The sequence below is a fragment of the Streptomyces sp. NPDC096048 genome, assembly GCF_044763415.1.
Lineage (GTDB): Bacteria > Actinomycetota > Actinomycetes > Streptomycetales > Streptomycetaceae > Streptomyces.
The window spans coordinates 57,161-69,694 of the sequence record NZ_JBIWGG010000008.1; the positions used below are offsets into that span (position 1 = coordinate 57,161).

Below are 12,534 nucleotides of genomic sequence, written 5' to 3' on the forward strand. Positions count from 1 at the left end.
TGGGTGCCCCCCCCCGGCCCCGGTCTGCCCGCGCCGCGTCACGTGGTCGCGCGCCGGACCAGGGTCGTCGGCAGGACGACGCCGGACGGCGTGTCCGGCTCGGTGGCCGTGTCCGTCGCGGAGTTCGCCGTCCCGGCGCCACGGTCCAGGCCGCGCAGCAGCAGGCGGGCCATCAGCCGGCCCATCTCCTCGATGTCCTGGCGGACCGTGGTCAGCGGCGGGTCGGTCTGCTCCGCGACGGGCAGCATGTCGTCGAAGCCGACCACGGCCACGTCGTCCGGCACCCGCCGCCCACGCTCGCGCAGCACCCGCAGGGCGCCCGCCGCGGTGAGGTCGTTGGCCGCGAACACGGCGTCCAGGTCCGGGCACCGGTCGAGCAGTTCCCGCATCGCCCGCTCGCCTCCCCCCGGGGTGAAGTCGCCACTCGCGATCAGCCCAGGGTCGGCGTCGGCCCGGACGTCGCGGAAGCCGGCGAGCCGGTCGGCCGCGGACGTCTGGTCGAGCGGGCCGGTGATGTGCGCGATGCGGGTCCGGCCGAGCCCCGCCAGGTGGCGGACGGCGTCGCGGGCGCCGCCGCGGTTGTCGCTGTCCACGTAGACCACGTCGTCCCGGCCGTCGTCCCAGCCGGGGCGCCCGCCGAACACGGTCGGTACGCCGGCGCTGCGGACGAGGCCGGGCAGCGGATCGTCGAGGTGCAGGGAGAAGACGAGCGCGCCGTCGACGTGGCCGCCGGCCAGGTAGCGGCCGACGCGGGCATGGTCCTCGCGGCCCTCCGTCAGCAGCAGCACGAGCTGGTTGTCGTGTGCCGTCAGTTCCTTGCTGATGCCGCGGAGTTGCTGGGCGAAGTAGGGGTCGGCGAAGATCCGGGTCTCCGGTTCGGCGGCGACGACGGCGACCGCGTCGTGGCGCCGCGTCACCAGACTGCGGGCGGCCTGGTTGGGCACGTAACCGAGTTCCTCCACCGCACGCCGGACCCGCTCGGCCAGCGCGTCCCGCACCCCGTGCGCCCCGTTCACCACCCGGGACACGGTGGCCCGCGAGACCCCGGCGCGCTCGGCCACGGCCTCCAGCGTGGGGCGCGGCGCGGTCTCGGTCACGGGCACTCCTCCTCGGCGGCTGCGGCTCAGGATAGCGGCAGGCCGTCGGGCAGAGAGGGCGCTCTCGGCGCGCCGAACGCGCTTGCGAGGAGGCCGGTGAGGCCGGTGAGGCGTCAGGATCGGCGTGTGTTCATGAGAAAGGCTCAGGACGCCTGATCGACTCGCCGTCCCCTCAGTGCTGGTGCGCGGCGGCCTCCTCCCCGGTTGCGGTCTCCTGCCCGTGCGCGTGCTCGTGCGGGTCGTAGCCGGGGATCGTGCCGTCCGCCTTCTTCACCAGGAACAGGCCGACCATCCCCATGTCGGAATGGCTCTGCACATGGCAGTGGTACATCCATGCCCCGGCCCCCACCCCCTCCCCCGCGATGATCTGGAAGCCGAAGGAGTCCGCCGGGCCGGTGATCTTGTTGTCGATGACCTGGCTCGGGTCGTCGGGCCCGGTGAGCATGCCGGTGCGGTTGTCCGCCCAGCGGTGACCGTGCATGTGGAAGGTGTGGTAGTACTCGCCGTGGGTGATCATGACGATCTCGACGCGATCGCCCACGGTGGCCTCGAAGTCGGGCCCGGTGTGGGGCTTGCGGTTGTTGATGAGCATGTCGTTGAAGACGATCGTGTGCGTGGCGTCGGGCAGCACGTCGCCCTTGCGGCGCACGATCACGGGGCCGTACAGGCCCTTGCGGATGCCGCCGGTGCCGTGTTCCGTACCGACGACGTGGTCGTGGTAGTGCCAGTAGCCCGCGCTGCCCGCCCGCCAGGTGCCGTCGCCGCGGCGGCCGGGCTTGTGGGTGCGCCAGGTGTAGGTGCGGGTGCCGCCGGGCTCGACGTCGCTCTTGTTCATCGCCGTGCCGTCGCTGGAGATCTCGTAGTCCAGGCCGTGGACGTGCAGACTGGCCCGCACGTCCATCGTGTTGGTGAACTCGATGTGCAGGGTGTCGCCCTCGTTGAGCTCGATCAGCGGGCCGGGGATGGACGCCTTGCCCTTCTCGAGGCCGTAGCCCATCTGACCGTCGGGCAGCTTCTCGGCGTACATCTTGATGTGTCTCACCTCGCCCCCGGCCGGTGCCGTCTTCGCGGTGACACCCTGGGCCGCACCTGCCGCGCCGGCCGCGCCCGCGGTCTCCGGAGCGATGGACAACGATGTCGCGACGGCCGCGCCGCCCAGCAGTACCCGTCGGTTGAAGCCTCGCCTGTCCATGCCGAACTCCCCACGCTGTTAAGGAATTTGCGGAGACGTAGCCGTGATTGGCCGTGATGAACCTGTGGGACGGTACCGGCTGCGGCCGCGTTTATCCACACTCAGGACAAAGTTCGTTCGATCCCGGTCATACCTATTGGCGAACCATGCAAAGAGGTCTAACTTCCTTGGCGCTGCTGCCGTGACCGAGGAGGTGCCCATGCCCTTAAGAGGGTTGAGCGCGAGAAGCAGAGGCTGGGCGGCGTTCGCGACCGCCGGTTTCGTCGCCGCGGGACTGTTGGCGGGGCCCACCGCCAGTGCGCGACCGGCGCCGGACCCGTCCCTGACAACGATGTCGATCAAGTCGCCGCCCGGCGGCGCCAACGTACGTGTGCTGATCTTCTACGGTTCCGCCGCGGCCGGGGACGAGTCCCCCGTCGTGAACGCCGGGATCGCGGCCATCGAGCGGATCGGGCTGACCGGCCCGGCCAAGGAGCGCTTCCAGGTCGAGGCCACGGACAACGCCTCGGTGTTCACCAACGAGAAGAGGCTCGGCCGCTTCAACGCGGTCGTGTTCCTCACCGGCGGCGGCGACGTCCTCGACCCGGCGCAGGAGGCGGGTCTGGAGGCGTACATGGAGGCCGGCGGCGGGTTCGTCGGCATCCACGACGCGGCCCGCGCGGAGCCGTACTCGGACTGGTTCACCGGTCTGGTCGGCGCCCGCCCCGCCGCGTCCAGCCCGACCAAGGTCCAGCGGGCCACCGTCGAGGTCGGTGACCGGCGCCATCCGGCCGCCAAGGACCTGCCGGTGCAGTGGAAGCGGCCCGACCAGTGGATGAACTGGGTGGAGAACCCGTCCGGCGACGTGCACACCGTGGCCCGGGTGCGCGAATCGACGTACCAGCCCGGTGCGAGCGCCAACGGCTGGGACCACCCGGTCAGCTGGTGCCGGGACTACGACGGCGGCCGGTCCTTCTACACCGGCATGGGCGGCACGGTGTCGTCGTACGACGAGACCGACTTCCGCGCCCATCTGCGCGGCGCCCTCATGTGGACGACGCGCCTGGCACAGGCCGACTGCAAGGCGACCATCGACGGCAACTACAAGGCCGAGCGGCTCACCGAGCCCAACCAACCCGGCCGGAACGACCAGATCGGCGAGCCGCACGGCCTGGTCACCGCACCCGACGGCCGCGTCTTCTACATCGGCCGCGGCGGCGCGGACTCCTCCCAGCCCGTGGTCACCGACTGGAACGACCCGAACATCGGCAAGGGCAAGGGCGAGATCCACGTCTGGGACCCGAAGACCGACAAGGTCACGCTCGCCGGTGAACTGACCGTCTTCGGCAACAAGGGCGGCGGCGACGAGCTGACCAAGGTCGAGGAGGGCCTGCTCGGCATCGAGCTGGACCCGGAGTTCTCGGCCAACGGCTGGGTGTACCTGCACTACACGCCGCACTCGCGGATCAACCGCGACACGCACATGGCCGAGCGGCGGGTCTCCCGCTTCACGCTCGACCAGGCGACCAACAAGCTGGACCTGGGCAGCGAGAAGGTGCTGCTCAAGTGGCCGGTGCAGATCCACAGCTGCTGCCACGCGGGCGGCGGGATGGCCTGGGACTCCAAGGGCAACCTGTACATCGCGACCGGTGACAACAACTCCAGCGGGTTCAGCGGCGGTTACTCGGGCAACAACCCGGAGCCCAACTTCAAGGGCGTGTCCTTCGCCGACGCGCGCCGCACCGCCGGCAACACCAACAACCTCAACGGCAAGATCCTGCGCATCCACCCGGAGCCGGACGGGACGTACACGCTCCCCGAGGGCAATCTCTTCACCGGCGAGGAGACCGCCGAGGGCGGCGGCAAGACGCGCGGCGAGATCTACGTGATGGGGGTACGCAACCCTGCACGGATCTCCGTCGACAAGAAGACCGACACCCTCTACGCGGGCTGGGTCGGCCCGGACGCCGGCTCTCCGTCGCCGACGTGGGGTCCGGCGAAGTACGACACGTTCGCCGCGATCACCGAGGCGGGCAACCGCGGGTGGCCGTACTGCATGGGCAACAAGCAGCCGTACCGGGACCGGAACCTGCCGGACCCGTCGAAGCCGCTGGGCTGGTACGACTGCGACGCCCCGAAGAACGAGTCGCCGAACAACGACGGCCTGGTCAACCTGCCGCCGGTGACCGGCAACAACATCTGGTACTCGCCGCAGGGTGGCGGCCCCGACTTCCCGCGCGACGAGAACGGCATCCCGTCGTACCAGCAGGACGAGGCCACCTACAAGCTGCCCTGGCTCAAGGGCGGCGGTCAGGCCGCGATGAACGGCCCGGTCTACCGCTACGACGCCGACAGCACCAGCGAGACCAAGTGGCCCGCGTACTGGGACGGCAAGTGGTTCGTCGGTGACTTCTACGACGCCGACCAGCCGCGCAACGCGGTGCTGATGGACCCGAAGACGCAAGGGGACGGTGGTCTGCCGGTGCACTCGGAGTCGCTGAAGAAGATCGTGCCGGTCGGCAACGACGGCATCAAGAACCTGATGGGCTGGAAGTTCGGCCCGGACGGCGCGCTGTACGTCCTCGACTACGGCCGCGGCTTCTTCACCTCGGACTCCAAGTCGGCCCTGTGGCGGGTCACCTACGAGGGCGGCGGGCCGACGCCTGCCGCCGGACAGCTGGCGAGGGGGTCTGAGTGATACGCCAACGAAGAATGTGGGCCGCCTTGTTGGCCGGCCTGCTGATGATGCTCGGTCTGCAGGCGACGTCCGCGTCCGGGCAGCCCGCGGCAAAGACCGAGGCCGCCGCCGACCAGGTCCTCACCTGGACGGCCGGCAACGACATCACCAAGTACACGTCCGCACCCGAGACGGCGGTGGCCGGTCCGGCCACGATCGTCTTCGAGAACAGTGAGGCGACCGGCAACACCACCGGCATGCCGCACACGCTGACGTTCATGACCAGCGACCCCGAGTACAACCAGGACGTCCAGCTGAACATCCTGGCCAACCCGGGCGACGACCAGGGCGGGAAGCACACCGCCGAGGTCACCCTCACGCCCGGCCGCTACATGTACCACTGCACGATCCCCGGCCACGGGGAGATGAAGGGCGTGCTCGTGGTGACCGAGGGCGGCGGCGGTGACGACACCACGGCGCCCGCGACCTCGGCCGAGGTGGGCGGCACGCAGAACGCCGACGGCGCCTACGTCGGCTCCGCGACCGTGACGCTCGGCGCCACCGACGAGGGCGGCTCCGGCGTCGACCGGATCGAGTACGCGATCGGCGCCGACGGCGCCTGGCAGCCGTACACCACGCCGGTCGTCGTCGACCAGGTCGGTGACCACACGGTGCGCTACCGGGCCTTCGACAAGGCGGGCAACGCCGCCGCCGAGAAGAGCGTCGCGTTCACCGTGGTCGCCCCGGACACCGACGACACGACCGCGCCGGAGACCTCGGCGACGGTCAGCGGTGAGAAGAACCCCGACGGCGCGTACATCGACATGGCGACGGTGACCGTCACCGCCTCCGACACCGGTTCCGGCGTCAACACCATCGAGTACGCGGTCGGTGACGGCGCCTGGCAGGCCTACACCGCGCCCGTGATGGTGCACCAGGTCGGCGAGCACACCGTGCGCTACCGGGCCACCGACAAGGCGGGCAACGTCGCGGCGGAGAAGAGCGTCGCCTTCACCGTCGTCGCCGCTCCCCCCGAGGACACCGCCCCGCCGGTGACCGGCGCGACCGTGGAGGGCACCAAGGACTCCGACGGCGCGTACGTCGGCAGCGCGAAGGTGACCGTCAGCGCCACCGACGAGGGCGGCTCCGGCGTGGCCGGCGTGGAGTACTCGCTCGACGCCGGGCCGTACCTCGCGTACACCGAGCCGGTGGTCGTCGACCGCGTCGGGCGGCACACCGTGGCCTACCGGGCGAGCGACAAGGCGGGCAACACCTCCGAGCCGCTGAGCGTCAGCTTCACGGTGGTGTCGGGCCAGGTGCCGCCGCCGCCCTGCCCGGAGTACGACGAACGGGAGACGGTCATCGTCGGCACGGTCGACACGGGTGTGCCGAACCGGGTCACGAACAACCGGTGCCGGATCAACGAGATGATCGAGGACGAGAAGGAGTGGACGTCCCAGGCGCTGTTCCTGAAGCACGTGCGGGAGGTCATGGACGCCCTCCTGGACGAGGGGGTCGTCGACCGTCGGGAGTACCGGGCGATCAACAAGGCCGCCCGCCAGTCGAAGATCGGCACGCCCGGCCAGACCGAGGGCTACCGCACGATCCTCGACGGGTCCCAGGAGTCCTTCGCGAAGTGGGAGCAGGTGGGCGGCGGTTCGTTCGGGCTGAACCCGGACGGGACCATCACCTCCGGCACCACGAAGCCGGGCCTCGGCATGCTGTGGTTCCCGGAGCGCAAGTACGGCGACTTCTCGCTGAAGCTCCAGTGGCGTGACGACGCCCCGGGCTCCGGAAACGCCAACTCCGGCGTGTTCGTGCGCTTCCCGCAGGTCCACGACCACCCGGAGGAGTCGCGTCCGGAGTGGGTCGCCATCAAGTACGGGCACGAGATCCAGGAGTTCGACAGCCCCACCGGCGACATGTACAAGACCGGCTCCGTCTACGGCTTCGACCGGGTGGGCCTCGCCGGGGCCGGTGTGACGGAGAAGGGCACCTGGAACGACTACGAGATCCGCGTGGTCGACCAGCACTACTCCGTCTACCGCAACGGCGTGCTGATCAACGAGTTCGACAACTTCGGCGGCCAGGACTTCTACCCCGTGCGCTCGGACGACCCGGGCACCGACGGGCGGCGGTTCGCCTCCGGCTACATCGGACTCCAGGTGCACGGCACGACGGACGTGGTCTCGTACCGGGACGTCCGGATCAAGGAGTTGTAGTTCAGCTCTCCTGAGGGCGCGGCTTCTTCGCGCGGCTCGGCTGTACCCGGCTGGGTTCCCCCGGCATCTTCGGATACTCGGGCGGGTACGGCAGATCACCGAGCCCGTGGTCGTGCTCGTCCTTCGTCGCCAGTTCCAGCAGGGCGTCGAGGGAGTACGCCTGATCGTCCATGCCCGCGTGCACGTCGCCGAGTTCGGCGAAGCGCGCGGGCATGGTCGTGATGTCGAAGTCCCGCGGGTGCGCGACGCCCACCTCGTCCCAGCTCAGCGGTGCGGAGACGGGGGCGTGCGGGCGCGGGCGTACGGAGTAGGCGGAGGCGATGGTGCGGTCGCGGGCGGTCTGGTTGTAGTCGATGAAGATGCGCTCGCCGCGCTCCTCCTTCCACCACTTGATGGTCACCTGCTCGGGCATCCGGCGTTCCATCTCGCGGCCGACGGCGATGGCGGCACGCCTGACCTGGGTGAAGGTCCAGCGCGGCTCGATCGGCACGAAGACGTGGATACCGCGTCCGCCGGAGGTCTTGGGCCAGCCGCGCAGGCCGCCGAACTCCTCCAGTACCGCACGCAGTTCGTGGGCGGCGCGGGCGGCGTCGTCGTAGTCGGTGCCGGGCTGCGGGTCGAGGTCGATGCGCAGTTCGTCGGGGTGGTCGACGTCGTCGCGGCGCACCGGCCAGGGGTGGAAGGTGAGGGTGCCGTACTGGGCGGCCCAGAGCACCGCGGCCTCCTCGGTGGGGCACATCTCGTCGGCGCTGCGTCCGCTGGGGAAGGTGATGTGGGCGGTGGGAATCCAGTCGGGCATGCCCTTGGGCGCGCGCTTCTGGTAGAACCACTCGCCGGTGACGCCGTCCGGGTAGCGCTGAAGGGTGGTCGGCCGGTCGCGCAGGGCACGCAGGATGCCGGGGGCGACCGCCTGGTAGTACCGGGCCACGTCGAGCTTGGTGTAACCGTGCTCCGGGAAGAAGACCTTGCCCGGGCTGGACAGCCGCACGGTCCGTCCGCCCGCTTCCAGTTCCACCGCTTCCGCCATGCGAGCCACGGTAGGCGCCCCGCGGGTACCTCGCACATCAGCGACGGCCCGCCCGGGTCCGCGCTCTCGAACGCACGTTCCCGGGCGGCACCGCGTCCGGCGCGGCACCGGCACTCGGCCGGTCTCATGCCGCCGTGCCGAGCCGCCGCTCCTGTCCGGTCAGGCTCCCGTCGCTCATCCGGACCAGGCGGCCGGTGAAGCGCCGGGCGACCATGCGGTCGTGGGAGACCATCACCAGCGCGCCCCGGTAGTGGTGCAGGGCTTCCTCGAAGTCCTCCACGAGCGCCGGTGAGAGGTGGTTGGTGGGCTCGTCGAGGAGCAGCAGGTCCACCGGGTCGCGCAGCAGCCGGGCCAGCGCCAGCCGGCGCAGCTGCCCGGGGGACAGGTCACCGACCGGCGTCGTCAGGTCGGGGACGCGGAACAGGCCGAGGCCGAGCAGTGCGCCACGGTGCTCCTCGGGGGGACCGGGCAGCCCGGCCGCGTACGCGTGCAGCAGGGTCCGCCGCGGGCCGGTGATCACGGTCTCCTGGGGCAGCCAGCCGATGCGGTCCGGCCGCGTGCACGTGCCCCGGTCGGGGTGCAGGTCGCCGGCGAGGACCCGCAGCAGCGTGCTCTTGCCGGCGCCGTTCGCCCCGGTGACCAGGACGCGCTCGCCGGGTTCGACGGTGAAGCCGGGCAGGTCGAGCCGGTCGCCGACGACGACACGGTGGAGCTCGGCGACCGGCGCCTGGCGGCCGGTCTCGCCACCCGCGACCCGGGCACCGAAGCGCAGGGGTTCCGGGGGCCGCGGCACCGGGTTCTCCTCCAGGCGCCGTACCCGCTCCCTCGCCTGCCGGACGCGTGCGGAGATCTGCTTCTCCACGCTGCGCTGGTGGCGCTGGCCCTCGCGGTCGGCGTTGGAGGCGCGCCGGGGTCCGGCGGCCATGGTGTCGGCGGCGCGGCGGGCCAAGGCGTGCTGCTCCGCCAGCTCCCGCCGCCAGTCGGCGTACTCCTGTTCCCAGCGACGCCGGGCGCCCGCCTTGGCCCGGAGGTACCCCGCGTAGCCGCCGCCGTGCCGGTGCACGGTGCGGCGCTCGCCGTCCACCTCCCACAGGGCGGTGGCGACGCGTTCCAGGAAGAGGCGGTCGTGGGAGACCGCCAGCACGCTGCCCCGGTGGGCGCGCAGATGCTCCTCCAGCCACTCCACGGCCGGGACGTCGAGGTGGTTGGTCGGCTCATCGAGCAGCAGCAGTTGCGGTGCCGCCGCCAGCAGGCAGGCCAGGCCCAGGCGGGCCTGCTCGCCGCCGGAGAGGCTGCCGAGCCGCCGGTCGGGCGTGATGCGCCGCAGGCCCAGTCCGTGCATGGCCGCCTCGACCCGGGCGTCGGCCGCGTAGCCGTCCCGGGCCTCGAACGCCTCCAGCAGCTCCCCGTACGTGGTGAGCGGCCCGTCGAGCTCGTCGGGGCCGGCGTCCGTCAGCGCCTGCTCGGCCCGGCGCAGTTCTCGTTCCAGGGCGCGCAGGTCGGCGAGGGCGTGGTCGACGGCGTCCTGGACGGTACCGTCCGGGGGGAGGTCGGGGGTCTGCGGCAGGTATCCGGCGCCGCCCGGGGAGTGGACGCGGATCCGGCCCGCGTCGGGCCGGTCGAGGCCGGCCAGCAGTCGCAGCAGGGTCGACTTCCCGGTGCCGTTCTCGCCGATGACGCCGATGCGTTCGCCGAGGGACACCGACTGGTGCACGCCGTCCAGCAGCGGCCGGCCTCCGGGCGCGCGGACGACGTCGTCCAGGACGACCTGGAACGAGCCCGAGCCCGAGCCGGGCGCGGACGTGGCAGGGACGGTGGGGCAGGTGGGGGCGTCAGAAGTACGCCGGTGCATGGGTGATCCGCCCTATCGGAAGACGTGAACAGGTGGCCGATACGGAGCGGGGCGGCCGGAATCACGCCGCTTGCACGCGGCGGCATCGGCGCCCGGTCTCCCGGGGCGGTATCAGATGTAGAAGTAGTAGAACCTGATCACGCATCAAGGCTAACAGGCGAGGAATCCGGGCCGCTCATACAGTCGGACCATGGATCTGCCCGTGATGCCGCCCGTGAAGCCGATGCTCGCCAAGTCCGTGGCGACGATCCCGCCGGGCATGCACTACGAGGCCAAGTGGGACGGGTTCCGGTCGATCGTGTTCCGCGACGGCGCCGAGGTCGAACTCGGCAGCCGTACCGGCAAGCCGCTGACCAGGTACTTCCCGGAGCTGGCGGAGGCGGTGCGCGAACGGTTGCCCGAGCGGTGCGTGGTGGACGGGGAGATCGTGATCGCCCGGGAGGGACACCTCGACTTCGACGCGCTCACCGAGCGGATCCACCCGGCGGACTCCCGGGTGCGGATGCTGGCCGAGAGGACGCCGGCCTCACTGGTGGCCTTCGACCTGCTGGCGCTGGACGACGAGTCCCTGCTCGACGCGTCCCTGGCCGACCGGCGGGCACTGCTGGTCCGGACGCTGTCCGGGGTGACGCCGCCCGTGCACGTGGCACCGGCCACGGACGACATCGAGGTGGCCCGGCGGTGGTTCGAGCAGTACGAGGGTGCGGGACTGGACGGTGTCGTCGCCAAGCCGCTCGACCTGCGGTACCGCCAGGACGAGCGGGCCATGTACAAGATCAAGCACGAGCGCACGGCGGACGTGGTCGTCGCCGGCTACCGCCTCCACAAGAGCGGCCCCGTGGTCGGCTCGCTCCTGCTCGGCCTCTTCGACGACCGGGGCGTCCTCCAGCACGTGGGGGTGAGCGCGGCCTTCACGATGAAGCGGCGCGCCGAGCTGGTGGAGGAGCTGGAGCCGTTGCGCATGGACGACGCCCGGGGCCATCCGTGGGCCGCCTGGGCCGAGGAGTCGGCGCACGAGTCGGCCCGGCTGCCCGGAGCCCCCAGCCGCTGGTCGGGCAAGAAGGACCTGTCCTGGGTGCCGCTCAGGCCGGAGCGGGTCGTGGAGGTGGCGTACGACCACATGGAGAACGGGGCGCGCTTCAGGCACACGGCCCGCTTCCGCCGCTGGCGCCCGGACCGGACACCCGAGAGCTGCACGTACGCCCAGCTGGAGGAGCCGGTCCGGTACGACCTGGCGGAGATCCTCGGGGGCCCCTGAGGTCGCCCCGGGGTCTTACGGCTTCATCAGGACCTTGACCGCGCCCTCCTGCTTCTTCTGGAACATCTCGTACGCGTGCGGCGCGTCGGTGAGCGGCACCCGGTGGGTGGCGAAGTCGTCGACGCCGAGCGGGTCCTCGTCGGTCAGGTAGGGGATGATCTCGTCGCTCCAGCGGCGTACGTTCGCCTGTCCCATCCGCAGCTGGATCTGCTTGTCGAACAGGGTGAGCATCGGCATCGGGTCGGCCATGCCGCCGTAGACGCCGGACAGCGAGATCGTGCCGCCGCGGCGCACCAGGTCGATGGCGGTGTAGAGGGCGGCGAGCCGGTCGACGCTGAAGCGCTCCGCCAGCTTTCCGCCGATGGCCCGGGGCATCACCGCGGCGGCCTGTTGCACCAGCTTGGCGGCGGCGCCGCCATGTGCCTCGGTACCGACCGCGTCGATCACGGCGTCCGGGCCCCGGCCGCCGGTCTCGTCCTGGATGGCGGCGACGAGTTCCTTCTCGCTGTCGAAGGAGCGCAGGTCGTACGTCTCCACGCCCCGCTCGCGGGCCCGCCGCAGCCGCTCCGGCACGAGGTCCACGCCGAACACCCGGCCGGCACCCTTGACCTGCGCGACGCGGCAGGCCATGTCGCCGATCGGGCCGAGACCGAGCACGGCGACGCTGCCGCCCTGGGGGACGCCGGCGTAGGCGACCGCCTGCCAGGCGGTGGGCAGGACGTCGGAGAGGTAGACGAAGCGGTCGTCGGCCGGCCCCTCGGGCACCTTGATCGGGCCGTACTGGGCCTGCGGCACGCGCAGGTACTCGGCCTGTCCGCCGGGGACGGCGCCGTACAGGCGGGTGTAACCGAACAGCGGGGCGCCCATGCCCTCGCCGGTGACCTGGGTGGTCTCGCACTGGGTCGGCAGTCCGGTGCCGCACATGAAGCAGTGCCCGCACGCGATCTGGAACGGCACCACGACCCGGTCGCCGGGCTTGAGACCGGTCACCTCGGGGCCGACCTCCTCCACGATGCCCATGGGTTCGTGGCCGAGGATGTCGCCCGGCGTCATGAACGGCGTGAGCACCTCGTAGAGGTGCAGGTCGGAACCGCACAGCCCGGAGGACGTGACGCGGATGACCGCGTCCGTCGGTTCCTGGATCCTCGGGTCGGGCACCTCGTCCACCCGCACGTCCCGCTTGCCCTGCCACGTCACTGCCTTCATCGCCTCGCGCTCCCTCCGTCGCCC

At 71.4% G+C, this 12,534-nt stretch carries 8 protein-coding genes; 3 read left to right on the plus strand and 5 right to left on the minus strand.

Annotated features, from left to right (window positions below; genetic code table 11):
• Nucleotides 1–38 precede the first annotated feature (38 nt).
• Nucleotides 39–1,097, minus strand: coding sequence for a LacI family DNA-binding transcriptional regulator (locus ACIQ6R_RS22880; protein WP_404170881.1), 1,059 nt, complete (start codon nucleotides 1,095–1,097; stop codon nucleotides 39–41).
• A gap of 172 nt (nucleotides 1,098–1,269) precedes the next feature.
• The gene (locus tag ACIQ6R_RS22885; protein WP_404223066.1) at nucleotides 1,270–2,289 is read right to left on the minus strand and encodes a multicopper oxidase domain-containing protein; all 1,020 of its coding nucleotides are present in this window, start codon (nucleotides 2,287–2,289) and stop codon (nucleotides 1,270–1,272) included.
• A gap of 199 nt (nucleotides 2,290–2,488) precedes the next feature.
• On the opposite strand from ACIQ6R_RS22885, the gene ACIQ6R_RS22890 reads away from it, so the two are divergent.
• Nucleotides 2,489–4,966 (plus strand): ThuA domain-containing protein, encoded by a 2,478-nt coding sequence (locus ACIQ6R_RS22890; protein ID WP_404223067.1) that lies wholly within the window; start codon nucleotides 2,489–2,491, stop codon nucleotides 4,964–4,966.
• 14 nt (nucleotides 4,967–4,980) lie between these two features.
• Nucleotides 4,981–7,167 carry an OmpL47-type beta-barrel domain-containing protein gene (locus ACIQ6R_RS22895; RefSeq protein WP_404223068.1) on the plus strand — a complete coding sequence of 729 codons (2,187 nt, stop codon included), beginning with the start codon at nucleotides 4,981–4,983 and terminating at the stop codon, nucleotides 7,165–7,167.
• A 1-nt stretch (nucleotide 7,168) separates the two neighbouring features.
• Here the strand turns inward: ACIQ6R_RS22895 and ligD are convergent, their stop codons facing one another.
• Complete coding sequence (gene ligD / locus ACIQ6R_RS22900) at nucleotides 7,169–8,194, minus strand: non-homologous end-joining DNA ligase (protein ID WP_404223069.1); 1,026 nt, start codon at nucleotides 8,192–8,194, stop codon at nucleotides 7,169–7,171.
• 124 nt (nucleotides 8,195–8,318) lie between these two features.
• Complete coding sequence (locus ACIQ6R_RS22905) at nucleotides 8,319–10,046, minus strand: TlrC/CarA/OleB/SrmB family ABC-F type ribosomal protection protein (RefSeq protein ID WP_404223070.1); 1,728 nt, start codon at nucleotides 10,044–10,046, stop codon at nucleotides 8,319–8,321.
• A gap of 190 nt (nucleotides 10,047–10,236) precedes the next feature.
• Between ACIQ6R_RS22905 and ACIQ6R_RS22910 the strand changes: the two genes are divergently transcribed.
• Nucleotides 10,237–11,304 (plus strand): ATP-dependent DNA ligase, encoded by a 1,068-nt coding sequence (locus ACIQ6R_RS22910; protein ID WP_404223071.1) that lies wholly within the window; start codon nucleotides 10,237–10,239, stop codon nucleotides 11,302–11,304.
• A 15-nt stretch (nucleotides 11,305–11,319) separates the two neighbouring features.
• On the opposite strand, the gene ACIQ6R_RS22915 is transcribed toward ACIQ6R_RS22910, so the two are convergent.
• A complete protein-coding gene (locus tag ACIQ6R_RS22915) occupies nucleotides 11,320–12,510 on the minus strand; it encodes a zinc-dependent alcohol dehydrogenase (RefSeq protein ID WP_404170899.1) in 1,191 nt (396 codons plus the stop codon).
• Nucleotides 12,511–12,534 lie beyond the last annotated feature (24 nt).